General features: G+C 54.0%; 21 protein-coding genes and 1 CRISPR repeat array. Of the genes, 14 read left to right on the top strand and 7 right to left on the bottom strand.

Annotated features, from left to right (window positions below; translation table 11 throughout):
• Positions 1 to 12: 12 nt before the first annotated feature.
• The 6 genes from MFFC18_RS24525 (at position 13) to MFFC18_RS24500 (ending at position 7,525) form a co-directional block, all read left to right on the top strand.
• Entirely contained in the window at positions 13 to 2,265 is a 2,253-nt protein-coding gene (locus MFFC18_RS24525) for an NfeD family protein (protein ID WP_157665215.1), read from the top strand.
• 15 nt (positions 2,266 to 2,280) lie between these two features.
• On the top strand, positions 2,281 to 2,850 hold the full coding sequence (locus MFFC18_RS24520; RefSeq protein WP_075085801.1) for an NfeD family protein: 570 nt from the start codon (positions 2,281 to 2,283) through the stop codon (positions 2,848 to 2,850).
• 277 nt (positions 2,851 to 3,127) lie between these two features.
• Positions 3,128 to 4,009, top strand: a complete 882-nt coding sequence (locus tag MFFC18_RS24515) for a ParA family protein (RefSeq protein ID WP_075085802.1) — start codon at positions 3,128 to 3,130, stop codon at positions 4,007 to 4,009.
• Between the two features lie 121 nt (positions 4,010 to 4,130).
• The gene (locus tag MFFC18_RS24510; RefSeq protein WP_075085803.1) at positions 4,131 to 5,954 is read left to right on the top strand and encodes a patatin-like phospholipase family protein; all 1,824 of its coding nucleotides are present in this window, start codon (positions 4,131 to 4,133) and stop codon (positions 5,952 to 5,954) included.
• A gap of 230 nt (positions 5,955 to 6,184) precedes the next feature.
• On the top strand, positions 6,185 to 6,907 hold the full coding sequence (locus tag MFFC18_RS24505; protein WP_148619106.1) for a hypothetical protein: 723 nt from the start codon (positions 6,185 to 6,187) through the stop codon (positions 6,905 to 6,907).
• A gap of 198 nt (positions 6,908 to 7,105) precedes the next feature.
• Positions 7,106 to 7,525 (top strand): SufE family protein, encoded by a 420-nt coding sequence (locus tag MFFC18_RS24500; protein WP_075085898.1) that lies wholly within the window; start codon positions 7,106 to 7,108, stop codon positions 7,523 to 7,525.
• A 27-nt stretch (positions 7,526 to 7,552) separates the two neighbouring features.
• On the opposite strand, the gene MFFC18_RS24495 is transcribed toward MFFC18_RS24500, so the two are convergent.
• Positions 7,553 to 8,818: an outer membrane protein assembly factor BamB family protein gene (locus MFFC18_RS24495; protein WP_084417321.1), complete on the bottom strand. Its 1,266-nt coding sequence runs from the start codon at positions 8,816 to 8,818 to the stop codon at positions 7,553 to 7,555.
• A gap of 496 nt (positions 8,819 to 9,314) precedes the next feature.
• Between MFFC18_RS24495 and MFFC18_RS24490 the strand changes: the two genes are divergently transcribed.
• The 4 genes from MFFC18_RS24490 (at position 9,315) to cas7c (ending at position 15,313) form a co-directional block, all read left to right on the top strand.
• Positions 9,315 to 11,564, top strand: coding sequence for a CRISPR-associated helicase/endonuclease Cas3 (locus MFFC18_RS24490; protein WP_075085805.1), 2,250 nt, complete (start codon positions 9,315 to 9,317; stop codon positions 11,562 to 11,564).
• Positions 11,565 to 11,966: 402 nt separating this feature from the next.
• Complete coding sequence (gene cas5c / locus MFFC18_RS24485; protein ID WP_075085807.1) at positions 11,967 to 12,638, top strand: type I-C CRISPR-associated protein Cas5c; 672 nt, start codon at positions 11,967 to 11,969, stop codon at positions 12,636 to 12,638.
• Positions 12,635 to 14,392: a type I-C CRISPR-associated protein Cas8c/Csd1 gene (gene cas8c / locus MFFC18_RS24480; protein ID WP_075085808.1), complete on the top strand. Its 1,758-nt coding sequence runs from the start codon at positions 12,635 to 12,637 to the stop codon at positions 14,390 to 14,392. Before cas5c ends, cas8c begins: the two co-directional genes overlap by 4 nt.
• Positions 14,393 to 14,458: 66 nt before the next feature.
• Positions 14,459 to 15,313: a type I-C CRISPR-associated protein Cas7/Csd2 gene (gene cas7c, locus MFFC18_RS24475; RefSeq protein ID WP_075085809.1), complete on the top strand. Its 855-nt coding sequence runs from the start codon at positions 14,459 to 14,461 to the stop codon at positions 15,311 to 15,313.
• A 30-nt stretch (positions 15,314 to 15,343) separates the two neighbouring features.
• Here the strand turns inward: cas7c and MFFC18_RS24470 are convergent, their stop codons facing one another.
• Positions 15,344 to 15,583 carry a hypothetical protein gene (locus tag MFFC18_RS24470; RefSeq protein ID WP_075085810.1) on the bottom strand — a complete coding sequence of 80 codons (240 nt, stop codon included), beginning with the start codon at positions 15,581 to 15,583 and terminating at the stop codon, positions 15,344 to 15,346.
• Here MFFC18_RS24470 and MFFC18_RS24465 point away from each other — a divergent pair.
• Genes MFFC18_RS24465 through cas2 form a run of 4 tightly spaced genes read left to right on the top strand, consistent with a single transcriptional unit; the run spans position 15,582 to position 18,110 of the window.
• Positions 15,582 to 16,079 carry a hypothetical protein gene (locus MFFC18_RS24465; protein ID WP_075085811.1) on the top strand — a complete coding sequence of 166 codons (498 nt, stop codon included), beginning with the start codon at positions 15,582 to 15,584 and terminating at the stop codon, positions 16,077 to 16,079. The two genes, MFFC18_RS24470 and MFFC18_RS24465, sit on opposite strands and share 2 nt — an antisense overlap.
• 22 nt (positions 16,080 to 16,101) lie before the next feature.
• A complete protein-coding gene (gene cas4 / locus MFFC18_RS24460) occupies positions 16,102 to 16,788 on the top strand; it encodes a CRISPR-associated protein Cas4 (RefSeq protein WP_075085812.1) in 687 nt (228 codons plus the stop codon).
• Complete coding sequence (gene cas1c, locus MFFC18_RS24455; protein ID WP_075085813.1) at positions 16,785 to 17,816, top strand: type I-C CRISPR-associated endonuclease Cas1c; 1,032 nt, start codon at positions 16,785 to 16,787, stop codon at positions 17,814 to 17,816. Before cas4 ends, cas1c begins: the two co-directional genes overlap by 4 nt.
• Before the next feature lie 3 nt (positions 17,817 to 17,819).
• Entirely contained in the window at positions 17,820 to 18,110 is a 291-nt protein-coding gene (cas2, locus tag MFFC18_RS24450) for a CRISPR-associated endonuclease Cas2 (protein WP_075085814.1), read from the top strand.
• A gap of 193 nt (positions 18,111 to 18,303) precedes the next feature.
• Positions 18,304 to 20,631: direct repeats of the CRISPR family, unit length 31 nt; unit sequence GTCGCGTCCTCACGGACGCGTGGATTGAAAC.
• Positions 20,632 to 20,686: 55 nt separating this feature from the next.
• On the opposite strand, the gene hisD is transcribed toward cas2, so the two are convergent.
• The 5 genes from hisD to hisB all read right to left on the bottom strand — a co-directional run bounded on the left by hisD (position 20,687) and on the right by hisB (position 26,110).
• Positions 20,687 to 21,943 (bottom strand): histidinol dehydrogenase, encoded by a 1,257-nt coding sequence (hisD, locus tag MFFC18_RS24445; protein WP_075085815.1) that lies wholly within the window; start codon positions 21,941 to 21,943, stop codon positions 20,687 to 20,689.
• Positions 21,944 to 21,946: 3 nt separating this feature from the next.
• Positions 21,947 to 22,936 carry a phosphoribosyl-ATP diphosphatase gene (gene hisE / locus MFFC18_RS24440; protein ID WP_075085816.1) on the bottom strand — a complete coding sequence of 330 codons (990 nt, stop codon included), beginning with the start codon at positions 22,934 to 22,936 and terminating at the stop codon, positions 21,947 to 21,949.
• On the bottom strand, positions 22,933 to 23,694 hold the full coding sequence (gene hisF, locus MFFC18_RS24435) for an imidazole glycerol phosphate synthase subunit HisF (protein WP_075085817.1): 762 nt from the start codon (positions 23,692 to 23,694) through the stop codon (positions 22,933 to 22,935). The genes hisE and hisF overlap by 4 nt, the downstream gene beginning before the upstream one ends.
• On the bottom strand, positions 23,687 to 24,295 hold the full coding sequence (gene hisH / locus MFFC18_RS24430) for an imidazole glycerol phosphate synthase subunit HisH (protein WP_075085818.1): 609 nt from the start codon (positions 24,293 to 24,295) through the stop codon (positions 23,687 to 23,689). Before hisH ends, hisF begins: the two co-directional genes overlap by 8 nt.
• 126 nt (positions 24,296 to 24,421) lie before the next feature.
• A complete protein-coding gene (hisB, locus tag MFFC18_RS24425; protein ID WP_084417323.1) occupies positions 24,422 to 26,110 on the bottom strand; it encodes an imidazoleglycerol-phosphate dehydratase HisB in 1,689 nt (562 codons plus the stop codon).
• Positions 26,111 to 26,166 lie beyond the last annotated feature (56 nt).

Below are 26,166 nucleotides of genomic sequence, written 5' to 3'. Positions count from 1 at the left end.
GAGCCAAAAATCATGACAAAGAAAACGATGTACGCCAAATTACCGTCAAACAATAGTTGCATTGTCATGCCCGTTCAGTCACCGTTCGTGATGCTGATCAAAGCCACGCTCGCCATTCTGGTCCTGACGATTGCGGCGATGCCGTTGATCGCTCAGGAAGATGAAACCGATCCTGATCGAACCGGTCGACTTCTGAAAGTTGATCTTCCGCTGACCGGACCAGCAGCGAATCGGATCGTGCAACAAATTCGGGACGTCGCCTCGCAGATGCCAGCCGCGGTTCGCGCCGAAGATCGCTCGGTGCTGGTACTTGAGTTCGACGTACAGAATATGACATCAGGGCAGGGCAGCGACCTTGGCGGCTGTATTTCGTTGGCTGAGTTTCTTTCTGGACCAGAGCTCAAAAGCATTCGCACTGTCGCCTGGATTCCGGCGAACGATTCGCCAACAGCGCTGGTCGGGCATGCCGTTTTGGCGGCCGTTAGTTGCAACGAAATCGTGATGGCGGAGCAAGCGTCGATCGGAAACGCGGGCATCGATCTGGAAACCGTGCCGCAGTACGTCGAGGAGATCTACGAGGGGATTGCCGAGAAACGTTTGACGCTACCGGTGCCGTTGGTGCAAAGCATGTTGGGTTCTGGCGAGCAACTGGAACGGATCACGACAAACAATCAAACAATTTTCGCGACACAATCTCAGCGGGAGAAATTGCAGGCCGATGGCGAAGTCAATGAGTTCACTCTGGTCACCGGCGCTGGCGAAGCGACGATGCTCAGCAGCCAGCAAATGCAGGACTTTCGACTGATTCGAAACCGAACTTCTTCCCGAGCCGATTTGGCGCGCCAGTTCAACGTCGCGGTGACTCAATTGGCTTCAACCGCGGACGCCGGACGAGTCTACAACGCGGTGCAGTACAAACTGCCTTCAACTCTCGACAGCGGAGAAGTCTCGTGGTTGACTCGGGCGATCGATCGCAAGTTGCTTGGCAAGGCCGACATGGTGGTGCTTGAGTTCGGAGACGTCGGCGGATCAAACAGTGCGGCTCTGCGACTGGCCGAGCACCTGGCGAACCTGGGTTCCAAGGCGAAAACCGTGGCATGGGTCAGCGGCAATTGCGAAGGTGCGATCGGCGTTGCGGCTTTAGCCTGCGACGATGTTATCTTTGGCCCGCAAGGACAGCTGGGCGCGGGCGAACGGACACCGCCAACGCCTGCTGAACTGGAGTCCTATGAAATCACCATTCGTTCGGTTGCGCAGAAGACAGACCGCGACTGGTCGACGTTGATGGGAGTTCTGAATCCTCGAATGGCGATCAGGAAGTATCGCAACATCAACTCCAACGCGCTTCGCTTGATGGGAAAAGCCGAATTTGACGAGCTGCCAGAACTTGAGGCTTCGCAGTGGCTGGCCATGGAGAAAGTCGACATTGGCGAAGGCATCGACGCGGATTTGGCACAAGACATCGGCGTCGCACAGGAACAGGTGGCTGCTTCGATGGACGTCGTAAAATCACGATATCAGTTCGAAGCAGAGCCGGAATCACTGGAGCCATCGACGACGGAACTGTGGCTGGAAGAGTTCGCTGTGTTCCTGACCAATCCTGTCATTTCGATGATGCTGGTGTTCGGTGCATTTATCTGTTTCATGAATGAGCTTTCGGCGCCGGGGCTGGGTGGATTTGGCTTTCTCGGCGTGTTGTTACTGACGGCTTTCTTCTGGAGCCATCATCTGGAAGGCAACGCGGACTGGTTTGAGATCCTGCTGTTCGTGGTCGGGCTGATCTTTATCGGCATCGAGCTGTTCGTGGTGCCGGGCTTTGGCGTGTTCGGGATCGGCGGAATTCTGATGGTGATCGCATCGCTGATCCTCGCCGGTCAGGACTTTATCGTACCCAGCAACGATGAGCAGTTCGAAAAGCTTGCCTGGTCGATGTTGCCGATTCTGGGTGCCTTCTTTGGCGTCATCGTTGGTGGAATCCTGCTGCAAAAAGTCTTTCCCAACTCGCCGTTGTTCAAACGGCTCGCGCTTGAGCCACCGGTGCCTCGCGAGGCCAGCGTTGACGGCGTCGATCGGGAGGCCGTTGCCGACTGGAGTCATCTGCAGGGTCGAAAAGGCGAAGCGGTGACGCGAATCATGCCATCGGGTAAAGCGCGAATCGATGGTAGGGTGTACGATGTGATCACTCGCGGGGATGTGGTGGACAAGGGTGATCCGATTGAGGTTGTAGAAGCCATCGCCAATCGCGTTGTCGTGCGAAAGATTTAGAGACTACGAAAACAAATGGACTACGCAACTTTATCCCTGATCCTGCTCGCCTGCGGCATTCTGACGGTGGTCGTCGAGATGTTCGTTCCTTCGGCTGGAGTGCTCGGCATTGTCGCCGCTTCATTTCTGATCGGCGGCGTGATCGTTGCCTTTCTACACAGCATGTTTTTCGGCCTGGCGGTGCTGACGGGCACGTCGCTGGCGATGCCGCTGTTGTTCTGGTTGCTGGTGAAAGTCTGGCCGCTGACTCCGTTGGGCAAAGCGATCTTGATGAACGACACGATCGATGTACTGGTGCCGGAAACGACAGCCAAGTCACTGGTTGGCCAGGTCGGAATTGCCAGGACGAAGATGTTGCCTAGCGGCATCGTAGTGATCGATGGTCAGCAACACGATGCGATTAGCGAAGGTTTCGCGATCAGTCCAGGCGATTCGGTGAAGGTCGTGTCGGTCCGCGGAAACCGGGTTTACATCGAGCCTTACGATGGCGAAGTCGACGAAGACGGCCGGGCTCTGGAAGCCGACACGGGGACTCTGGCGACGCCGCTGGAGGAGTTGGGGATTGATGAAGATTTGTATGAGTAAGCAGGTGGCATAGGCTTCCAGCCTGTGGACGATGGTGCAAGCGCGAGCGGCGTTAAATACTCACCACAAGCAACCGAACCGAGACGGAGACTTTCATCCAAACACAGGCCCAAAGCCTGTGTCCTCAACCCATCCATCTTCGCTCGCCCCGCAAAAACCGGGTTCAACTCGTGTAGGTAGATTGCGACGCCGCGTTCTATAATGATCCAAACAAGTTTCGGCAGGAGTCCGCTCCCACGCCAGAAACCGCCGCGGCTAACTGGAAAAGGAGTTCCACATGCGCACGATAGCAATCATCAACCAGAAAGGCGGAGTCGGAAAAACGACCACCGCCGTCAATCTTAGCGCCGCTCTGGCCGACGCCGGCAAACGGGTCTGGCTGATCGATCTCGACCCGCAGGCCCACGCGTCCTTGCACCTCGGTTTCGGCATGCAGGAAGAATATCTTTCGACCTACGACGTGCTAACCGACAATGTGTCGCTGGACGAAGTTCGGCATCAAGTCGAAGACAACCTGTGGCTCAGCCCTTCCCACATCGACCTCGCCGCGGCCGAAATGGAACTGGCCGGAGCCGTCGGGCGGGAGATCATTCTCCGCGATCGCATGAAAGAAGTCGCCGAAGAATTCGACTATGTGATATTCGATTGTCCGCCGTCGCTGGGCGTGCTGACGCTCAACGCACTCACGACCGCGAACGAAGTCTTCCTGCCGCTGCAACCGCACTTCCTGGCGTTGCACGGATTGAGCAAACTTCTCCGCACGATCGAGCTGGTCGCCAGGCGACTGAATTCAAAACTTCGGCTGTCCAACGTGATCTACTGTATGTTCGATACCGGCACGCGATTGGCGAACGAAGTCGTCAGCGACGTCGAACTGTACTTTGAGCAGCAACGTCAAACCGAAAATTCGATCTGGAGCAACAGCACCAGCTTCGACACGAAAATCCGCCGCAACATCCGACTGGCTGAGGCTCCCAGCTACGGCCAGTCGATCTTTCAGTATTCGGGCGAGTCCAACGGAGCCCAGGATTACCGCAGCCTTGCCGAGGAAGTCCTGACGCAAACAGAAGCCATGTTGGAAAGCGACTATCATGAGCCGATGGACGTGCAATACTTTGAAGCCGAAGAAAATTTTGGCTACTTTAAATCGGCAGGGTAGTCCAGATTGAAGGTGGCATAGGCTTCCAGCCTGTGATTGCATTGAGTCCACGAGCTGGAAGCCTGTGCCACCCGATTCCGCTGCTCGAAGTTCAACATCAACGACAAAGGGATGAGACCAGATGTCGACGGATAGTTTTTCATCTACTTCCGCGGAAACCGTTAAGTTCGACGTCTTTGACGGGCTTGAAGGCGAAGAGATTCGCGCCATCGTCGACGCAACGACGCGCAAAACATTCGCCAGCGGCGCGACGATGTGCCGGCAAGGCGAAGAAGGCCAGTCGATGTACTTCATCGTCAGCGGCCGAGTTCAAATCAGTGTCAAACAGGACGGCGAACCACGCCCGGTCATCCTCAACACGCTTGGGCCCGGCCAACACTTCGGCGAAATGTCGATGCTCAACTGCAGCCCGCGAACGGCGACCGCCACAGCGATCATGGAAACCGAAGTCGCCAGGCTCGACCATGAAAACTTTCAGAAACTGGTCAATTCAATTCCCGGCTTCACTGCCAACCTCAGCCGAACGCTCGGTGTGTGGCTGCGAGGCCAGCTTTCCGGCGAAAAAGCCTCGCGTGCGATCCGCGTTCTGGGCATCGTACGCCGCGGATCGCGGCACGCTCAACTTGGTGCCGCCGTCGCCAAAGCGCTCAGCGGCGTCGACCCTTCGATCATTTCCTGGTCCACCGATCCGGCGCTGTGGGAATCGGTCAACGTAACGACTCACGAGATCGACTCTGACGGAACCGATACGATTCCGGGTCTGGCGGAGCAGATCGAACAGCACTCGCACACGATCATCGACTTCGAAGCCTCCAAAGCCACGCCGCGGCAACTGCTGCAGTGCGAGCGGATTTGGTGGATCGTCGACCGCGACGAACACGAGCCTACCGAGTTGGAAAAGATTCAGCGTTCGATCAACGAAGTTCCCGCTCTGGCGAAACGTTTGCAGATTGTCGAAGTCCACCAACGGGCCGAGCAGATACCTCCGCTGCTTTCGCATCAGTTGGAGCTGGTTCATCCGACGCTGCGAATTCAACGACACGGACAGGGCAAGTTCTTCGGCTATCGCGTTCAGGACATCGCCCGACTGCAACACGTGCTGCAAGGAGTCACGTTAGGCTTGGTGCTTGGCGGCGGCGGTGCTCGGGGGCTGGCTCACATAGGTGTCATTCAGGTGCTGGAGGATCACGGGCTGTACTTCGATCGCATCGCAGGGACGTCCGCCGGAAGTATTGTCGGCTGTGGTTACGCGGCGACGATGACGACTTCTGACATCCTCGAACTGATCAACATGGAGATGACGCCGCCGAAGTGGGTGCAAAAATTGCCGTCGGGAAAGCGTTGGTATCTGTTCATGGATTTCCGTCGCGGTCGCATCGATCCCAAACTGCGTCGGTATCTGCACGACTACGATCTGGAGCAGCTGATCATTCCGACTTGCACGGTGGCCGTCGATCTGGTCGAGGGAAACCAGATTGTCAGTACGACGGGTGATACGGTGTCTTCGATTTGTGCCAGCGCGAACCATCCTCTGTTTGGATCGCCAATCATGAGAGGCGAAACGGCGCTGGTCGATGGCGGAATCCTGAACAACGTTCCGGCGACGGTTTTGCGGAACCAGGGAGCTGACTTCATTCTGACGGTCGACGTTGGGTCGGAGCTGGATCCGGAGTTCGGAAAGATGAAGAAGGATCGGGCCGGTTCGCTGATTCGCAAAGTCGGCTACATGAGTACGCTGCTGCGAGTGTTGGACATCATTCAACGCGGCCACTCGAAAACGCATATTGCTCAGAGCGATTTCGTGATCGTGCCGAAGTGTGCTGCGTACCCGTTTGAGGATTTCACGAAAGCGAACGAGCTTGCTGAAATCGGCCGGACAGCCGCACAAGAAAGTGCCGACGATTTGGTTAACACGCTCAAGCAGTACCTGACGAAAAGCGAGTAGGCCAGTCTGTTCAGACAACGGCTAACGACAGTGCGATCACGGACTGGAAGGCTGTCTCACCGATTGGCCGGCAAGCCTTCACCTTGAGACGTCTGTCATCGCTTTGATGGCAAAAAATCGACAAAAACCGCACAATTGCGGGAGTTTTGTCTGGCGCATGATTTGCTGTTTCTTGAATTGAATCCATGCGATTCGTACGATTGGGTGAACACAACTTTGGAAACAGAACGATGCAACGACCTCTCCGTCAACTTTTTTCGGCCGCGATGATAACGGTCCTGAGTCTGTCTTGCGCCAACGCGCAAACGGATCCGGGCGGAATTGGTGATCTGTTAGACGCCGATTTCGCGCCGTTGCAAACGAACGCCCAACAACTGCCAGAATTGAACTCGCCACTGATCATGGGCGAGCAGCAAGTACAATTGCCGCCCGTTCCTCAAGTGTTTCCCCAGCAACCTCAATCGGTGTTGGAGACTCCCGGTGCTGTGATCAATCAATCGGCTCCGGAACAGTTGATACTGCCCGACCTGACGATCCCGACGCCAGAAAATACGGCTGCGACATCGCGAGAAGATCGCCGCTCGCTCAAGCCGCAGTTCGATGCTCTGTCGCAGGATCGGATTGAGCTGTTGCCATTTGATAACGACGATACTCCATCGCTTCAGGCTCGCATCCGCATTCCGCAAATGAGTACGCCACAAGCACTGAACTATCGAAGTCAAACTTACACGTCACGTTCGCTGCTCCGCACCTTGCCGATCCAGATCGAGTTCTTTTCTGAAACCCAGAGTTTTGGCTATCAGCCTTACGGTGTGTATCGCCCTGGCGGATATGGTTACCGATCTTACGGCGGAGCGTATCGACCCTATAGCGGATACCAACCATACGGCCGATATCGACCGTACGGTGGTCATCGAGATGGCGGCCGGCGTCACCACGGCGGGCGACGATAACATTGACTCTGGTAAGCAGGGCGGCCTTGCGTTAGGCTCAACAGTCTTCGATCAAGGCCAGCAGTGCGACAGTAGATTGCTCCACGCCGGAACGGGTTTTTAGTATCGGCTTCAACCGCATCGTCAATCATTCGCAGTGTGCGGCACGGCTCGCGCGACGATCTTGAACGAATTTCCACACTCTTTTTCGCAACTCAGATGTCTGAATTTCCGCCAACAACCGATGAGCTATTCGAAACCTTTGAAGACCTCCAGGAGTGGGATGAGCGATACGATTTCATCATCGATCTGGGCCGCGAACTTCCGACGCTTCCTGCGGAACTGCAAACCGAAGACAATATCGTCAAAGGCTGCATGAGCACGGTTTGGGTTGTGACGGACGTGGAAGGCGAAGGCGATTCGCAGAAGCTGAACATTCAGGCCGACAGCGATTCGATCATCGTCAAAGGTCTGATCGTGTTGCTGCTGGCCTTCTACAACAACATGTCGCCAGCAGAAGTCGCAGCGGCAGACGTCGAAAGTTACCTCAGCAAACTCGGGCTCAATCAGCACCTCAGCCCTCAGCGCCGCAATGGCCTGTTTTCCATGGTGAAGCGATTGAGAACGCTACAGGTTTGATTTGCAGTCGTGCATTGAGGCCAACATCTATTTCTCTCCCACGCAGTACAACGCCTTGTTGCTACGCAGATAAAGCCTGTTTTCGGAAACCGCGGGCGAAGCATTGAAGTCTGTTTCGTCGCCGGCAATCTTGTTGCGAGCGATTTCGACATATTCTGCTCCAGGTTGGTACACAATCGTCCCCGCCCGCCGAGTCACAGCGTAGATTTTTCCGTCTATCAAAACTGGTGACGCATAAACAGGTCGTCCAGTCAGCCCGACTCGTTGCCGATACACAGTTTCTCCGTCGGCCGCATTGGAGCTATACGCCAACCCATGATCGTCGATCCAGTAGAGTTTTCCGTCATGGAGGACCGGCGTCGCGACGTAGGAACTCGTGCGGCTAACCCAGTTCACGTTGGAATCCGAAACGTCACCAGTTCCACCCGCTTTGACCGAGATGCTGCCCACGGAACGATAGCCACCGAAGCTATAAAGAGTCTCGCCATCGACGATTACCGAAGGTGAAACAGTGCCAGCCGTTGGTGTTTTAGCCGACCATTTCATCTTTCCGTTTGCCGGGTCCATCGCCCAAATCTTTGCCGCCGAACTGAAAACAATCTCTTTCGTGCCATCCGAAAGTTCGACGACCCGCGGAGTCCCGTAGGCCAAATCGATCGCCCCCGAGTCGCTGCGCCAGACTTCTTTACCAGTGCTCTTGTCCAACGCGATGATGGCTCGGGCTTCATCCGAAGCATTCACAACGACGATGTTTTTGTGAAGCAGAAGACTTGCCCCGGAGCCCCACTGACGGTTGCTGGACTGCTCGCCAACGATCGTATTCCATTTGATGTTCCCTTCGAGATCCAGAGCATAGACTCCGCCTTTGCCGAAGAACACATAGAGCATTTCGCCATCGCTGACCGGCGTGTTGCTGGCGTAACCATGCTCCTGAATGTAGCCGCGGTAGCTGTCTTCGAGATAGTCGACGGGGACTTCTTTCGACCAAAGCTGCTGGCCCGTTTTCTTGTCGGCACAAACGACGAAACGGCTAAACGATTTCTTGCTTTCGTTAAAGCAAGTCACAAACACGCGATCGCCAACCACGACCGGACTGGACGACCCCGACCCGGGAAGCTCCAGTTTCCACAGCAGGTTTTCATTTTCGTTCCACGTAGTTGGAACTTTATCTGCGCTTCTCGCCGCCCCATTTTCCCCAAGAAATCCCGGCCAATCCTGAGCGCTGGCTGAGTTCGAAATCCACAGGACGAAGGTCATTGGCAGGGCAATCAAAAGAAATGTTTTTTTGTTCATGATGTTGGGCGTATCCACTAAGAAATCGTTTTCATCGTTCGACTATAGATACTTAATGCAAAACGTTTTCGATCGTCCACAGTTGCGGTCGACAATTCCGCAGAGATTGCATTTGCCGGACGATATCACTTGAAATAGAGCAGTTCTGCCGGTCTGATCGAACATGTCCGCTCGCCGCGCCTTCACTGAATTTGGTTTCAGTTCCGTAGTACCTTTCTTGCGTTGTTTAGCTAAACCAGAGTCCCAATCTTCAAGGTCTGAGAAGCACACCCATGCAACTCGCCCAAACGTCCGATCGGACATAAAATGGATAAGTGCAATATATTGTTACAGCTTTAGGGTGAGACTTTCCGGACGCTCCGGTTAGCAACCGGGTTTGCGCATCGGTGAGAAAGTTACCGAACCCGTTGCTTGAAATTGCGAAGCGTGACCAGACGTGTCAAATTGGTCGGCTTCAATAGGCATATCGAAATTCGAATTCCGTTTTATTGGCCACATGACGTTTTACGCCCACAGTCTTGAAAACCAACCGCAGGAGAAGTGGGAAACCATGCAGCAGCATGAAGATCTGGTGGCAGAATACTGCGCGAGATTTTTGAAGCGAATTGATCCGTCGCTTGAAGCTTGGGGCGAATTGCTGGGGAAATGGCATGATTTGGGGAAGTATTCTGAACGTTTTCAAAACTACATTGCAGCTGCAAATCACGCCGGATACGAAGGAGACAGTGATGGTCATCGCGCAGAAGTAAGAGGTAGCGTCGATCACTCCACTGCTGCGGCTAAATTGGCTGTTCGGAAATTTGGCGACGCACGCGGACGTTTGCTTTCTTATTCCTTCGCTGGACACCACGCAGGCTTGCCGGACTGGGACGACGGGAAAAGCCAATCTGGCTTGAAGCAACGCTTGCACAAAGAAATAGCTGACTGGCAATCTAACGCTCCGTCCAGTTTGGTTGATTTCGAATTTCCCGGCATGCCGCAATTCAAAAAGCCAAAAAATCGATCCCACGCCGCGTTCCGAGTTGCCTTTTGGATTCGCATCGTGTTCTCAGCATTGGTCGACGCGGATTTTTTGGCAACCGAGTCGTTTATGTCACCAGGAAAGTCGGCGCAACGTCCTGGTCAGAGCGAATCATTCATTCAAATGCGGGAGTTGTTGGAGGCAAAGTTGGCTAGGTTAACGGTGGATGCTGACGCAACGGAAGTAAATCGAATACGCACCCTGATAGGTCAACAGTGCAAAGAAAAAGCTACCTTGCCCAACGGCCTGTTTTCCTTATGCGTTCCCACCGGAGGCGGAAAGACTTTAGCTTCGTTGCGATTCGCATTGACCCACGCGATTGAAAACAATCTTGATCGAGTCATCGTAGCCGTGCCGTTTACCAGCATCATTGAGCAAAATGCAGACGTCTATCGAAAACTGTTTGCTTCGCTTGATTCGGAATTGATGCTTGAGCATCACAGCAATTTGGACCCAGAAAAAGATACAACAACGAGTCGTCTCCAGTCAGAAAACTGGGACGCGTCGTTGGTTGTGACTACCAACGTTCAACTGTTTGAATCCCTGTTTGCAAGCAAAACGTCACGTTGCAGAAAGCTCCATCGCATCGCCAACAGCGTGATCATTCTTGACGAGGCGCAAACGCTTCCGATCGAGCTGCTGCAATCAACAATGATGGCTTTGCAGGAATTGGTTGATTCGTACGGGTGCACTGTTGTCCTATGCAGCGCGACCCAACCAGCGCTAAAAAAAAGCGCCGAGTTTAAAATCGGCTTGGAAGACATCACGCCGATCATTGACGATCCGCAGCAGCTTCACCAGTCCTTGGTCCGAACGCGCGTTGAAGTTGCTGGGAAAATCGGCAACGAGGAACTGGCCGAAAATATTCGGCGGGAAGATCAGGTTCTCTGCATCGTGAACACGCGTGCCGAAGCTGCCGAGTTGTTTGAGCGGCTAAACGACAGCGAGTCTGACAGTAGTTTCCATCTCAGCACCCGCATGTGTGCTTCCCATCGAACGCGACAGCTCGACAACATTCGCGAACGATTAAAGAACGGAGAATCTTGCCGCGTGGTTAGTACGCAGCTGATTGAGGCAGGTGTTGATGTTGATTTTCCGGTTGTTTATCGCGCCAGTTGTGGGCTCGATTCACTGGCTCAAGCGGCCGGACGTTGTAATCGTGAAGGCAAGCTTGATTGTGGCAGAGTTGTTCTGTTCGAGGGTGAAAACCTGCCGCCGCCGGGTTTTCTGCGCCAGAGTGCCGACAGCGGCAAGGAGTTGATCGACGAATTTGCAGACGACCTCTTATCGCCACAAGCCATCGAAAGCTATTTTCGTCTGCATTACTGGAAAAAATCAGACGCGTGGGACTACCACAGAGTACTCGCGGCGATCGGCAACCGCCCCAGTGACATGCAATTTAACTTTCGAGAGATCGCACAACGTTACCGATTTATCAAAGACGACACTGAGACGCTCCTTGTCGGCTGGGATGAGAAAGGCGATCGACTGATTGAAGAGTTGGCAAAATCGCATCCGTTTCTTCATCGCAACACTTTGCGGCGGCTGCAACGCTACTCCGTTCAGGTTCGACAGTACGAACTTGGCTTGTTGAAAGCGGCAGGCGCGATTGAGTTGGTCAACGATCATTGGGTGTTGAGTCAATCACATTTGTACGACGACAAGCTGGGGCTTCAGTTGAGTCGCGCAGACGGGGTGTTGCCAGTTGAAGACTGCATTATTTGAAAAAGCGGCCGACAGGGTGTCGGCCGCACATTGATGGGATACACGGATACTTAAAAATGAAAAGTGTTTCAATCCACGCCAGTCCTGTTTGGCGACACTGCTCCGAAGTCAGCGAGGTTTCTTCGGCAACTCCTTTCTTTTCCGCAGGTTCGCGAGGACACGAAACAGCTCATTTTTTGAGATCTCTTTTCCAAGCTTCTCATGCAGTAAGTCAAATTCTTTTGTGTGTGGTAGGCGGTCCACCGTTAGCGGACACTCCTCATAGAGATCGAAAAGTCTTTGCTTTTCATTTTCATCTGGTTTCCACATTGCCTCAATCCTTTTTGGTACTTAAAATGTAAAGTGAATAATGAAATTCTATCCAGCTGTACAAAATAGTCAACGTCAACATTAGGATCTCTCATGGACATCGAGAAAAACCGCGTCTCCCTTCGCATTTGGGGGGAATTTGCCTGTTTCACGCGACCAGAAATGAAAGTCGAACGTGTCAGCTACGACGTAATGACGCCTTCGGCAGCCCGCGGAGTTCTCGAGGCAATCTACTGGAAACCCGAGATTCGTTGGGTGGTTCGGAAGATTCACGTCCTCCAGCCCATTCGATTCACCAACATTCGAAGGAATGAACTGGGAGGCGTCGGTCCTTCAGATCGAACGCTTAAATCCTATCTGGGCGGTGAAAAAACGAACGTGTTGGCTCAGGTGATCGAGGACGATCGGCAGCAGAGAGCCGCGACGATTCTGCAAAATGTCGAATACATCATCGAAGCTCATTACGAAGTTATCAAAGGGAACGACCCGCCACAGAAGCACTACGAAATGTTCAAACGACGGGCTTCAAAAGGCCAATGCTTTCAACGGCCCTATCTGGGCTGCCGTGAATTCGTTGCGGACTTTGAGTGGTATGAAGGCGATCCACCTGCCGCTGACATATCACTCGCCGGTGAACGTGACTTAGGATTCATGCTGCATGACATCGACTTTCAGAATGGAATGACGCCTCGGTTCTTTCGAGCAACCATGAAAGGCGGCGTGATCGAAGTCCCACAGCTCTATAGTTCCGAGGTGAAGGCATGATCTTGCAAAAACTTTGCGAGTACTACGATCGAATCGCTGCCGATCCTGAGCAATCTATTGCGGCTGTCGGATTTGCTCCACAGAAAATCGGTTTCGAAGTAGTGATCGAATCCGACGGGAGCTTACACGCGCTACAGGATATTCGCGACACATCCGGTCGCAAACCAGCTAACCGGATCATCGAACTGCCTTATGGTGGCAAACGAGCAAACGCAATCGCGCCAATGTTTCTTTGGGACAAAGCCGAGTACTTGCTTGGCTGGGTTCCGCCTGAGTTGAAGGTCGAACCAGACAGCGAATCCGAAAAGGACAAAGAGAAGCGGCAAAAGAAAATTGATCGTGTTGGTCTCTGCTTTCGCGCAGCTCAGGAATTCCATATCGGTTTTGCTGAAGAACTTTTGATGCCAGAGTACCAATCACTTGTAGCGTTCTGGAAAAACTGGAAACCAGATTCGCTTACCGAAGAACAATTACAGTTTCTTGCCGACATCGGAACAGGCTTTGGGGTTTTCCGAATTCGAAAGTCAACCAACTTTTTACACGACATTCCAGCCGTTCAAGAATTTTGGGCCCAATCACAAACGGTAGCCGAAGACTCCGACACCGACGGTTTCTGTTTGGTCTCCGGCTCCAACACCACGCTTGCTCGCCTACATCCGGTAGTCAAGGGAATCGCTGGAGCCCAATCGGCCGGTGCTTCGATCGTCTCATTTAACGATGACGCCTTTACCAGCTACGGCAAAGAGCAAAGTTTCAATGCTCCCATCGGTGAAAGCTCGGCATTCAAATACGCCACGGTGCTCAATCGCATGCTTGAGCGTGATTCAGGCAGACGACTTCGGATCGGAGACACAACCTGTGTGTTCTGGGCCGATCAGTCAACCGAAGCCGAAGAAATCGAAGACATTTTTGCTTTCGGGCTCGATAACGATCAATTCGAAGATGAAACTCGGGCCAACGAAATTGGCGCTATGCTCAGTCGGATCGCTCAAGGCGAGGCTGAACCGCCGGGCGCTGGAACCGGGTTCTATGTTTTGGGATTATCTCCCAATGCCGCCCGGCTTTCGATCCGGTTTTGGATCAGCGGAACCGCAGGCGAACTAATCGAACGGGTTGCTCAACATCAAGCCCGACTCGAAATTGCCAAGGGTCCTAAAGACAAAACGTTTCTACCGCTTTGGCTGATCCTTGCTCAAACAGCCCGCGAGTCCAAGGAGATTCAACCGTTGCTCGGAGGTGCACTTTTGCGCAGTGTTTTGACAGGCGGTCGATACCCCGAATCACTTTTGTCAGCCATCATCCGACGCATTCGTGCCGAGCGTGAGATCCGGCATCCGAAAGCGGCAATCATTAAAGCAATCTTAAACCACAATCATCAAAAGGAGATATCAGTCATGCTTGATATTGAACGCGCCGAGCCATCGTATCACTTGGGGCGTTTGTTTGCCTCATTGGAGCGAGCTCAAGAAGATGCTCTTCCCGGACTCAACGCAACGATCAAGGATCGATATTTCGGCGCTGCGTCATCAACGCCCTCGTCCGTTTTCCCACGTCTGATTCGAATGAGTCAGCATCACGTCGGGAAACTTGAGGCTGGCAAGAAAGTCGTCGCTGAAAAACGCCTTCAGGAAATCATGGGGCGACTTGATGCGTTTCCGCCTCATCTGGGGCTTGCCGACCAAGGGCTATTCGCGATCGGGTACTACCACCAGCGACAGGATTTCTTCACCAAGAAATCGAAGAAGGAAGACTAACCGCGGATTCTCGAACAGCAGTTCGGCCACACAACTCAACATTTCATAACTTCATAGGAATCAATCATGGATCACCGCTACGATTTTGTACTGTTTTTTGATGTCACTGACGGCAACCCTAACGGCGATCCTGACGCGGGCAATTTGCCGCGAGTCGATCCGGAAACTGGCCACGGGCTGGTAACAGACGTCTGCCTCAAACGCAAAGTGCGAAACTTTGTCGGCACGGTCAAAGAAGAGAAGCCTCCTTTCGAAATTTACGTTAAAGAGCGCGCCGTACTCAACAGCGTCCACGATCGAGCGTATCAAGCCTTGAAACTTGACCCTAAGAAGGCGAAACAACCTCAGGTCGAACAATGTCGCCAGTGGATGTGCCAGAACTTCTACGACGTTCGCACATTTGGAGCCGTGATGAGCACAAAAGTCAACTGCGGCCAAGTTCGCGGCCCAATTCAGATGGCATTTTCACGAAGTGTTGATCCGATTGTTTCACTTGAACACGCCATTACACGTTGTGCCGTCGCAACTGAGAAGGAAGCAGAGAAGCAGGACGGCGACAATCGAACGATGGGTCGCAAGTTCACGGTTCCTTACGGACTCTATCGATGCCATGGATTCGTGAATCCGTTCTTCGCCAAGCAAACTGGATTTTCCAAAGACGACCTTGATTTGTTTTGGAAATCGCTGGAGCAAATGTTCGAACTGGATCGTTCAGCGAGCCGCGGGCAAATGTCACCCCAAGCGTTGGTAGTGTTCGAACACAAGGACGCCTTGGGCAATGCTGCAGCCCACAAACTACAACAGCGTGTCACCACTGAGTTGGTTGCTTCCGATCAGCCGCCAAGGACATTCGGCGACTACAAACTGAATGTTGATGAGGACAACTTGCCAGAAGGAATCAGTATCCAGCGAAAGTTTTGAGAGTCTCGACAGCTGTAGTGGTACCGCCCACTAAACCGCTTCAAACGTAAACCGCTTTGCTTCACCAGTAATGGGGCTGGTGAAGCGGATGTTCCAGCGGGTCGATTGGTTATCAACGATGGTTTCCAATACACCTTCACCGGATTCGATCGGTAACTCGTCACGCAAAATGCCATAGTCAGGACCAAGCGAACCAATCTCAAACTGCTCTGAACCAATATGCAACAGAAGTTTTACATCTGCCGAAAATGTGCCTGAGTTCTTGATCATGACGATCCCTGATGAATTCCAATTGGCCGTAAACCAGTTCCTCAAATCGCGGAATCATGAACTGATTTCACATCTGGGAACCGGGACTCAGGGTACCGTTTACCTCGTCAACAATCCATCCCGATTGAGTCCCCACGCCGTTAAATTTCACAATCGAAAAATCGCCTACGAACGTGAATTAGCAGTCTTTCTGCGTCTAAAAGATCTGGAAATTAACGATGTTCGCGGCCACAGCATCCCCGACCTGATCGGCTACGACGACGAACTGCTGGCAATCGAAATGACAATCGTCAGTCCTCCGTTTTGCCTCGACTTCGGCGGCGCCTACCTTGATCGGCCTCCTGACTATACTCCCGAAGTCTGGCGCGATTGGGAAGAAATGAAGTCCATGGCCTTCGAAGAAAACTGGCCAGCTGTCAAAAAAATCCTTTCAACGTTTGAAGCTTTCGGCATCTACATTGCCGACGTGAATCCTGGAAACATCAAGTTCAGCTAACCATTGCCACCGGATGCAATCCATGTTCACCGACAATCAACTGCTACCGATTTCAGCTCTGCAACATCTGATCTTCTGCGAACGGCAATGCGCACTGATTCATGTCGAGCAACTGTGGGCTGAAAATGTGTTAACGGTCGAAGGTCGGCACCTTCACGATAAAGCCCACGATGGACCTTCCGAAACAGCCAGGGATATTCGAATCGCACGAGGATTGTGGCTCAAGTCGAATCGGCTTGGTTTGATCGGCCAGGCTGACGTCGTAGAGTTTCATCGCGGCGGAGTCGTCAGGCCCATCGAATACAAACGCGGTAAGCCGAAAAAAGATGCTTCGGATCGTATCCAGCTTTGCGCTCAAACATTGTGCCTCGAAGAAATGCTAGAGACCGACATCGACGAAGGATTCCTATTCTACGGCACCCGAAAGAGACGGACCAAAGTTGAGTTTGATGCGTCGATTCGTGATTTGACCATGCGAAAAATCGAACGGCTGCGGCAGATGATCGAAGACCGGGAAACGCCGACCGCGCGGCGCATGCCGAAGTGCGAAAAGTGTTCCCTGGTCGAACTGTGCTTGCCGGACAGCCAACGATTTCGCAACGGTGTTGCCGCATGGAACGATCGTCAGTTTCACTGCGACGATGACGTGGACGATGTTCCGGAAACAGATCCTTTCGATATCGGCCTTGACCTTCTGGAGCCCCGATGAAGAAGCATCTCAACACGCTGTTCGTGACGACTGAAGGAGCCTATCTGAAGAAGGACGGGCAGGCGGTCGTGGTATCAATCGAGAAACAGAATCGTCTACGATTGCCGCTGCACAATCTTGACGGAATCGTTTGCCTGGGCAACATCATGTGCAGTCCGGCATTGATGGGAGCCTGTGCCAGGGCGGGCGTCTCAATTTCATTCCTTACTCCGTATGGAGGATTCATCGCAGCCGTCAATGGGTACTCGCCCGGTAATGTTTTGCTGCGCCGCGAACAGTATCGTCGGGCGGACGATCCAGATTCAACACTACATATTGCCCGACATTTTGTGTCAGCGAAAATCGCCAACAGCCGCAGCGTACTTTTGCGAGCCGCTCGTGATTCGCGAGATGCGGAATCGAAATCTGCGCTTCAGTCGACTGCGAAGCTGATGATGCGAAACATTCGTGCGGCTCGAAACGCCACAACGCTCGATTCGTTGCGAGGGACCGAAGGCGAAAGCGCGAACACGTACTTCTCGGTGTTCAATCAAATGATGTCAAATCGTGTTAAAGGGATGGAGTTTACGTTCCGGTCACGGCGCCCGCCGCTCGACCGGATCAATGCACTGCTTTCTTTTCTCTACTCGATGCTCACCCACGATGCCCGCAGCGCGTGCGAAGCAACGGGCCTCGACGCAGCCGTTGGGTTTCTTCATCGCGATCGCCCGGGCCGTCCGGGACTATCGCTTGACTTGATCGAAGAATTCCGGGCCTTTCTGGCTGATCGCCTCGTGTTGTCTTTGCTAAATCGGAAACAGATTCAAGCCAGAGATTTTGACGTGACCGAAAGCGGCGCTGTGTTACTGAAGGAAAAACCACGCAAAGAAGTGCTGGCCGCCTATCAAAAGCGAAAACAGGATGTGATCACTCATCCATTTTTGAACGAGAAGACCACCGTTGGTTTGTTGGTTCATTTGCAGGCTCGATTACTGGCCCGATATCTGCGGGGTGACATCGACGACTATCCGCCTTTTGTTTGGAGATAAAAGATGTACGTGTTGGTAACTTACGACGTGAGCACAATCGACAAAGAAGGCAGGAAACGATTGCGGCAGATCGCGAAGATTTGTTTGAACTACGGGCAACGCGTGCAGAATTCTGTCTTTGAGTTGCTGGTCGATCCGGCTCAGTGGGCCGAATGCAAGGCCAAGCTGTTGGAGGCTTACAAGCCTGAAGAGGACAGCATGCGTTTCTACTATCTCGGTGCGAACTGGCATCGGCGAGTCGAGCATGCTGGCGCCAAACCTGGCGTCGATATCTCTGGTCCGCTGATCATTTGAGCCAGCTTTTTTCATTCGCGAAGGTCAAGTGGTACCAGTTTTCGTACGAGGTTCGCGATTTGATTTTTCCGCGACGTTTCCAATCTATTTCCACCCTACGCCGCGGATTGCCACGGTAGAGCCTTTATTCTGCCAGCAGTTTCGCGAATACGCGTCTTCTGTTCCAAGAATAGCACTGCGGTACAATACCGCAGTCGCGTCCTCACGGACGCGTGGATTGAAACAACGCTAACGCTGTCAATCACGACGCAGTTTGGAACGTCGCGTCCTCACGGACGCGTGGATTGAAACGCGAGCTTTCGGATGTTGTCGTCCGGTTGGCGTACTGTCGCGTCCTCACGGACGCGTGGATTGAAACGTCTTCCGGTGCGTCGGCAGCTACGGCGCTTAATGTCGCGTCCTCACGGACGCGTGGATTGAAACCGTTGAGCCTGTCCCTGTTTGACTCAGCAATAAGTCGCGTCCTCACGGACGCGTGGATTGAAACATGTCTTTGATGTCAACGTAACGCAAGTTGGCGGGAGTCGCGTCCTCACGGACGCGTGGATTGAAACAGACTTTGGTGAGTGGATTTTTGTTCAGTTGGTCGTCGCGTCCTCACGGACGCGTGGATTGAAACATTGGCAAGCCACTTGAGCACGTTGACGTTTGGGGTCGCGTCCTCACGGACGCGTGGATTGAAACAAACTGGAACATGCCAACCAAACAGCTATCGCCTGGTCGCGTCCTCACGGACGCGTGGATTGAAACTGCTCTTGCTGGCGTCGGTCGCAAACGGCCAAAGGTCGCGTCCTCACGGACGCGTGGATTGAAACAACAGGGCATCAAGTCTGCTTGTCATTTCCTTTTGTCGCGTCCTCACGGACGCGTGGATTGAAACTTCCCGTACATCGCTGGCAAACTGATTGGACTGATTGTCGCGTCCTCACGGACGCGTGGATTGAAACTCAGTCGTTCGGACCCGATCCACGTCAAGCCAAAGTCGCGTCCTCACGGACGCGTGGATTGAAACACAATCTCTTTGCCAGTGACGCCCCACCCGATAGTCGCGTCCTCACGGACGCGTGGATTGAAACTTCGGGACCTCACACTGGTCATCCGTGAAGAATCCCGTCGCGTCCTCACGGACGCGTGGATTGAAACACAATCTCCAAATCCAGAGGATCGTTTTTGAGTGGTCGCGTCCTCACGGACGCGTGGATTGAAACCGGTTTAACTGCTACTTGCCACAGCCCGAAAAACATCGTCGCGTCCTCACGGACGCGTGGATTGAAACTTGAGGCATTGGCAGCAGCGATTGAGGGATTGGCCGGTCGCGTCCTCACGGACGCGTGGATTGAAACCGTGATTCTGTTTGTAATATTGCTGGTGATCATACAGTCGCGTCCTCACGGACGCGTGGATTGAAACAGGAACGAAGTTCGCGCCGTCGCGGGCAATCCAGGTCGCGTCCTCACGGACGCGTGGATTGAAACTTCCCTTATGTCGCTGGCAAACTGATTGGACTGATTGTCGCGTCCTCACGGACGCGTGGATTGAAACTCTATTCAAAAATGAAGAAGTACGAGGGTTGAAATGGTCGCGTCCTCACGGACGCGTGGATTGAAACGCACCGTCGCGTGCAATCCAGTTTGAGTACATCAGTCGCGTCCTCACGGACGCGTGGATTGAAACTTGACAGATAGAGACGTGTAACAAGTTACAAGGGACGTCGCGTCCTCACGGACGCGTGGATTGAAACACGCCAGACGGAGTGATCGGCGTGCCATCAAGTGTCGCGTCCTCACGGACGCGTGGATTGAAACTCGAAATTCAGAAGCAAGGGGAAGCGCGTTTGACGTCGCGTCCTCACGGACGCGTGGATTGAAACACTCGGTTGCCTATCGCTGGCGCTGATGGCAGTGTGGTCGCGTCCTCACGGACGCGTGGATTGAAACCCCCGGTACAGCGTTTTCGTGCCCTCGCTTACCGTCGCGTCCTCACGGACGCGTGGATTGAAACCGGCGATAGACGGCATATTTCGAGGCTCGGCCCCGTCGCGTCCTCACGGACGCGTGGATTGAAACATTCTTGCTCGACGGTTCAACGCTCTATCTGTAGTCGCGTCCTCACGGACGCGTGGATTGAAACTGTCGTCTCTTTTGTTGCTGGTGATATCAACAAAGTCGCGTCCTCACGGACGCGTGGATTGAAACATGTTCGATCGCGTAACCAAACCTACTCATTGCGTCGCGTCCTCACGGACGCGTGGATTGAAACCTCGTCCGGGAAGAACCCACGGTCATAGCCACTAGTCGCGTCCTCACGGACGCGTGGATTGAAACAAGCCATTCATTGTAGCTTTGTGGCTCCGCAGGCTGTCGCGTCCTCACGGACGCGTGGATTGAAACAGCCGTCTGATTATCGGTTCGATGCATTCGAGCCGGTCGCGTCCTCACGGACGCGTGGATTGAAACACCCGTCCGCCGCTGACGTACTTTCTTTCCCCCTGTCGCGTCCTCACGGACGCGTGGATTGAAACTGCTGCTTCCAGCTATACGATAATGAATCAGGTTTTTTACTGTCGTCACGAATACCTATTCCGTCGACCGTCGCAATGCCGATTGTTGGTGTCCGATTAGTCCTTCGATTTCCGCCAGTCGCGCGGTGTCGGCAACCAATTCAGGAGGTGCTGCGTCGAGCTTTAGCCAAGTCCGCACGCGAAGGAAAGTGAACACGTTCAGTCCCGCAGTAAACCTAGCGGTGCCGGAAGTCGGCAGCGTGTGGTTCGGTCCAACGCCGTAGTCGCCGAAGACTTCCGCGGAATTGTGGCCGATGAAAATGCAGCCGGCGTTGCGGATTTGCGCCGCGACCGAATCGGCGTTTTCGACGTGAAGCTCAAGATGCTCCGGCGCGATGCGATTGCAAATGTCGATGGCTTGATCAATCGAATCGCAAACGATGGCAGCACCGTTGTTGGTGATCGATGTCGTAGCTGTCTCGCAGGAAGGAAGCTCCTTCACCTGTTTTTCGACTTCCAGAGAAACCATGTCGGCGATGGCGGCGCTGGTCGTGATCAGAAACGGCCTCGCGTCATCGTCATGTTCGGCTTGTCCGAGTAAGTCCGCGGCAACGGTCGCTGGATCGGCAGATTCGTCGGCGACCAAAACCAGTTCTGAGGGCCCGGCAATCATGTCGATGCCGCAGTCGCCGTGCACAATCTTCTTCGCCGCGGTGACGAATCGGTTACCCGGGCCAGCGATCATGTCGCATCGATCAAGCCCGTCGAATCCGTAAGCCATCGCAGAAATCGCGTGTGCTCCACCGACCGCCAATACATTGTCAGCGCCAGAAACCGCTGCAGTTGCAAGGATCATGTCGGACGGGTTGGGCGAGGCCACGGTGACTCGTTTGCAACCCGCGACGCGAGCTGTAACGGCGGTCATCATGACGGTCGAGGGCAGGGCATAGCGACCCGCCGGAGCGTAACAGCCCGCGTGTTCGATGGGTTCGATCGTGTGGCCCGCTTTGCCGCCAGGAACTTCGGTCGTTAGCTCGCTGAGGCAGTTCAATTGAGCGGCGGCGAACTTTTGGATCCGTGCACTGACTCGGTGGAGCAGGTCGGAATCTTTGGCTGAGATCCGAGCCAACGCGGCGTCGAGTTCTTCTCGCGGAATCAGGAGTGGTTGATCGGAAGTTCGTTCGCCGAATTTTTCAGCGTACTTTCGAATGGCTGTTTCACCATTTTCGCGGACGTCATCGACGATCGATTGGGCAACACCCAGAGTCTCCCCATCGATCGAGTGCGGAAATGATTGAGCGTTGAATTCGGATGCTTGTATGATTTTTAGCATAGTCTAATCCCTTCGAATCACCCGGTTCATGCGCCGCGCGAGTTCAGCATAAACTTCGTCGAGGCCGACGCCGTTCTTGAGCATCGCGACCAACGAAAAGTAAAACACGTCCGCGGTTTCCCAGGCGACTTCGTAGCGATCGTCTTCCTGGCTGGCGTCGGAAAGTTCTTTGGCTTCTTCAAGCAATTTCTTTTCCAGCAAACCGGCGTCCGTCGCCAAGCGGCGAGTGAACGATTTCTCGTTCGACGATTCAATTCGTTCGGCCAACCGATGCAAAACCGTTGCGATCGAACGCTCTTCACCGAAACAGGTGTGAGTCTTTTTATGGCAGAAGCCGGGCGGACCCTGAGTCACCGTAAAACGCAGGCAATCCGAATCGCAATCCAGTCGAATGCCCAGCAATTGCTGCGTCGCTCCGCTGGTCGCACCTTTAACCCAAAGCTCATTTCTCGAACGCGACCAATAGGTGCCGTTACGTGTTGCGATCGCATGTCGCAGGCTCGCTTCATTCGAATACGCCAGCCCAAGGGCGATTCCCAACTGATCACAAATCACGGTCGGCCACATTCCGTCAGGCCGATCGCTCTTGAGTCGCTCGATCAAAAAATCGGCGATGATATTCGGGTTGGATTCCAGATTCTCGGTGCAATAGACGTCCGACAAGTCCGCATCGATCCGCATGCGATCGTCTGGAACCGTCGGCCACTGCTCGGTTTGCGAAGCCGATCCGACGACCAGCGAACTGGCTCCGACGTTGAGCATTTCAATCGCGAGGTCGTCCGAAGCGGTATCGAATCGGATCAGCAGATCGCAAAAGCCACTGACTTTCTTGATGACTTTGAGCAACGAACCCGCAAACGCTTCGTTGCCCGAACCTTCGACGACCAGAAACGCGCTGCCGAGAAAGCCCCAGTGTTTCAGTTTGGCGACCAGGCTTTCCTGTTGTTCGACCAACATTGATTCGGCGAAAATTGAAACTTTTGGGATGATCATTGTCGGACCTCGATGCCCATCTTCGCCAGATCGCGTTTGACGTCCGCGACGGTCATGTTCTTGTCGTGAAAAATGGAAGCCGCCAGGACCGCGTGGGCTCCGTGCTCGAAAGCTTCCACCATATGTTGCACCGAATCGGCTCCACCGGATGCGATCACGGGCAAACTGCAAGCCGCGACGACGGCGTCCATCAATTCCAGATCGTAGCCGCTGCGAGTTCCGTCTCGATCGAAGCTGGTCAGCAAAATCTCACCGGCGCCGCGTTGTTGTGCTTCGCCCGCCCACTTCGCGGCATCAAGCGGTTCACCCTGAGTCCCGCTCCGCGTCATGACTTGCCAAAAGTTTTCCTGGCTGGTGTCGCGTTTTGCATCGACTGCCACGACCGTGCACTGGGCTCCGAATCGATCAGCCATTTCGTTGATCAGGTCCGGATTGCGAACGGCCGCCGAGTTGATACTGACCTTGTCGGCGCCGGCACCAAGCAAACGGCCGGCGTCTTCAACCGATCCAACTCCACCGCCAACGGTCAGCGGAATCGAGAGCTGTTTGCGAACTTCTTCGATCGTTTCAAGCATCGCCAGGCGGGCTTGTCGAGTCGCCGAAACGTCAAGCACGACCAGTTCGTCGGCGCCCTGGGCTTCGTAGTGAGCCGCCAGCTCGACAGGACTTCCGGCGTCGCGCAGGTTCTGAAATTTCACGCCTTTGACGACGCGGCCATCGTTAACATCGAGGCATGGAATGATTCGTGACTTAAGCATTTTCGTACCAGCCTTTTAAAAGGGTCTGACCCCATTTTCCCGATAGTTCGGGGTGAAACTGACAGGCCAATGTTTTGCCACGCCACACGCTGCTGATGAAACCGCCGTCGTAGTCGGTCGTAGCGTAGTCCCAGCCGGCGGGTGACGAACCGAGTCGAAAGGAGTTCGCGAAGTAGGCTTCACCGGTCGGAAATTTTTGAGTCTCACAGCTTTCATGGGGCACGACCGCGTTCCAGCCAAGCTGCGGGACGGCGACGTCCTGCGAGAATCGCTCAATTTTGGCGTCAAGGACCCCCAGCCCTTTTGCCCCGGGGCTTTCTTCGCTTTCGTTGCATAGAAGTTGTAATCCCAGGCAAATGCAGAGCGTTGTTTTGTCGGGTTGTTCCAGCCGGGAACGGATCGCGTCGCGCAAGTTGAGCTTGTCCAGTGCAGCCGCGGCAGCGCCGAACGCGCCGACTCCGGGAAGGACGACGTGCGATGCGGATTCGATGTCGGAGGCGCTTTCGGTCAGAGCCCACGGTGCTTCGATGCGATCGAAGGACGCCTGGAGCGAGTGGATGTTCGCGACGCCGGTGTTGATGATTTGAATTTTCGGTGGCATAGGCTTCCAGCCTGTGATCTGTGTTAAGGGTAGTTGATTGTGTTTTTAGGATCGGGGAGGTCTTGATGGAAGATTGACTTAAGCCAGTGCAGCCATCGCGTTCACAGGCTGGAAGCCTATGCCACCTTACAGCACGCCTTTGGTGCTGGGCACGGCGCCTTCGGTTCGCGTCAACGCCTGCTGGAGTGCTTTGGCCAGCGATTTGAAAGCGGCTTCGGCTTTGTGGTGATCGTTGGTGCCGCGAATAACATCGACGTGAAGCGAACATTTTAACGTCATCGCAAACGACTGGAAAAAATGCACGATGTTCTCGCAGGCCCACGTTCCGACCATTTCACGTTCCAGATCCAGGTGGATCTCTGGCCACGGTCTTCCGCTGAGGTCGATCACCGTGCGAGCCAGTGACTCATCGAGCGGAGCGTAGGCAAAACCAAAACGTTTGATACCACGGCGCGGTCCGAGTGCTTCATCGATCGCGGTGCCGAGTGCGAGTGCACAGTCTTCGGCGGTGTGGTGGTCGTCGATGTGCAAATCACCGTCGCAGATTAGCTTCAGATCCATGCTGCTGTGGAAGGCGAGGGCGGTCAGCATGTGGTCCAGGAACCCAATGCCGGTTGAAATTTCGGTTTGGCCCGTGCCGTAGAGATCGAGCTCGATCTGGATGTTGGTTTCTTTGGTTTCGCGGTTGGTGGAGGAAGTGAATTTCTCCTCAGGCGATTGCGTTGCGTCGGTAGAGCCTGCTTCGGCCGCGTAGTGATCCGGCATGACCACGTCCTGAATCACATCGACATCCGCATCGCATGCTTTGGCGAGCGACCGACCAAGTCGAACCAAGTCGCCCTGGCTGGTTGGGCAAGTGATTCGCAATTTGCCTTTTAATAAATCGCTGTTGGGAAAGATTCGCACAGCGATTCCTTGCTCAGCAAGCTGCTCCCAAACCTTCTCTGCGTCAGCGAATTCGGCCAGGATAAAGTTGCCTTGGGAGGGAATGGTTTTGCCGCCGCATTTCGTGATGACTTCATCCAGCAGCCTGCGAATCTGTTTGATTTGCGAAACGTTTGCACGCATGCGATCAGGAAAATTCTCGATCGCGCGGCGAGATGTCTCCAACGAAACGCAGCTAACTGGATACGGCCCGGAAGCATCGCGAATCGTCGTCGCGTAATCTTTGTCGCTGGCAATCAAGTAGCCGACTCGCATTCCAGCCAGGCCGATCGCTTTGGAAAACGTTCGCACGATCGAAACGTTGTCGTGGCTGGCAATTTCAGCTGTCGGATCCGAGTCCGCGAACTCGACATAGGCATTATCGACCAACAGTCGAGCCCCGGCGGCTTTCGCAGCGTCGGCGATTTTTCGAATTTCGTCAGCCAGAATCAGTCCACCGGTCGGATTATTCGGAGTCACCACGATCACGATTGCTGTTTCGGAATCGATCCGCGACAGAAAATCGTCCAGCGGGAAATCGCCGCCCAGCCAGGCCGGCGCGTCGATCGTTGCTCCGTACATGCCGGCATAGATCGAAATCATCTCGAACGAGGGCTGATGGCAAACAATCTTCTTTCGCTCCGGCGTGATCGAATGTTGAATCACACGATCGATCGCATCGTCGCCTCCCGCGGTCACCACAATGCGTCCCGGATCAACGCCGACGAATGAGCCGATTGCGTTTTGGAGCGGTAAGTGGTTCGGGTAACGGGAAACGATTTCCGCCTGGTCAGCCAATTCGGCTGCAAGGTCTTCGATCGGACAACGGCTTTCGTTGCTCGACAGGTGCAAGTCGATTTCGTTCTTGAACTTGGGTGGATTGTAGGCCATGGAGATGTCAATATTTGGAACGTAACGATGGCTTCTAGCCGTCGAAAACAGAACGA

Origin of the sequence: Mariniblastus fucicola, from assembly GCF_008087665.1 — a bacterium.
In the GTDB taxonomy this organism is placed as follows: domain Bacteria; phylum Planctomycetota; class Planctomycetia; order Pirellulales; family Pirellulaceae; genus Mariniblastus; species Mariniblastus fucicola.
Note: the sequence above shows the minus strand (reverse complement) of the source record. Positions and strands in the feature narration are given on the sequence as shown.

Bases quoted from the DNA above. Each gene is read 5' to 3' on its own strand.
- hisB (WP_084417323.1), bottom strand. From the start codon at position 26,110: ATGGCCTACAATCCACCCAAGTTCAAGAACGAAATCGACTTGCACCTG.
- MFFC18_RS24525 (WP_157665215.1), top strand. From the start codon at position 13: ATGACAAAGAAAACGATGTACGCCAAATTACCGTCAAACAATAGTTGC.
- MFFC18_RS24500 (WP_075085898.1), top strand. From the start codon at position 7,106: ATGTCTGAATTTCCGCCAACAACCGATGAGCTATTCGAAACCTTTGAA.
- cas1c (WP_075085813.1), top strand. From the start codon at position 16,785: ATGAAGAAGCATCTCAACACGCTGTTCGTGACGACTGAAGGAGCCTAT.
- cas5c (WP_075085807.1), top strand. From the start codon at position 11,967: ATGGACATCGAGAAAAACCGCGTCTCCCTTCGCATTTGGGGGGAATTT.
- MFFC18_RS24470 (WP_075085810.1), bottom strand. From the start codon at position 15,583: ATGATCAAGAACTCAGGCACATTTTCGGCAGATGTAAAACTTCTGTTG.
- cas7c (WP_075085809.1), top strand. From the start codon at position 14,459: ATGGATCACCGCTACGATTTTGTACTGTTTTTTGATGTCACTGACGGC.
- MFFC18_RS24515 (WP_075085802.1), top strand. From the start codon at position 3,128: ATGCGCACGATAGCAATCATCAACCAGAAAGGCGGAGTCGGAAAAACG.
- MFFC18_RS24520 (WP_075085801.1), top strand. From the start codon at position 2,281: ATGGACTACGCAACTTTATCCCTGATCCTGCTCGCCTGCGGCATTCTG.
- MFFC18_RS24505 (WP_148619106.1), top strand. From the start codon at position 6,185: ATGCAACGACCTCTCCGTCAACTTTTTTCGGCCGCGATGATAACGGTC.
- hisE (WP_075085816.1), bottom strand. From the start codon at position 22,936: ATGATCATCCCAAAAGTTTCAATTTTCGCCGAATCAATGTTGGTCGAA.
- cas2 (WP_075085814.1), top strand. From the start codon at position 17,820: ATGTACGTGTTGGTAACTTACGACGTGAGCACAATCGACAAAGAAGGC.
- hisD (WP_075085815.1), bottom strand. From the start codon at position 21,943: ATGCTAAAAATCATACAAGCATCCGAATTCAACGCTCAATCATTTCCG.
- cas8c (WP_075085808.1), top strand. From the start codon at position 12,635: ATGATCTTGCAAAAACTTTGCGAGTACTACGATCGAATCGCTGCCGAT.
- MFFC18_RS24465 (WP_075085811.1), top strand. From the start codon at position 15,582: ATGACGATCCCTGATGAATTCCAATTGGCCGTAAACCAGTTCCTCAAA.
- hisF (WP_075085817.1), bottom strand. From the start codon at position 23,694: ATGCTTAAGTCACGAATCATTCCATGCCTCGATGTTAACGATGGCCGC.
- cas4 (WP_075085812.1), top strand. From the start codon at position 16,102: ATGTTCACCGACAATCAACTGCTACCGATTTCAGCTCTGCAACATCTG.
- MFFC18_RS24490 (WP_075085805.1), top strand. From the start codon at position 9,315: ATGACGTTTTACGCCCACAGTCTTGAAAACCAACCGCAGGAGAAGTGG.
- MFFC18_RS24495 (WP_084417321.1), bottom strand. From the start codon at position 8,818: ATGAACAAAAAAACATTTCTTTTGATTGCCCTGCCAATGACCTTCGTC.
- MFFC18_RS24510 (WP_075085803.1), top strand. From the start codon at position 4,131: ATGTCGACGGATAGTTTTTCATCTACTTCCGCGGAAACCGTTAAGTTC.
- hisH (WP_075085818.1), bottom strand. From the start codon at position 24,295: ATGCCACCGAAAATTCAAATCATCAACACCGGCGTCGCGAACATCCAC.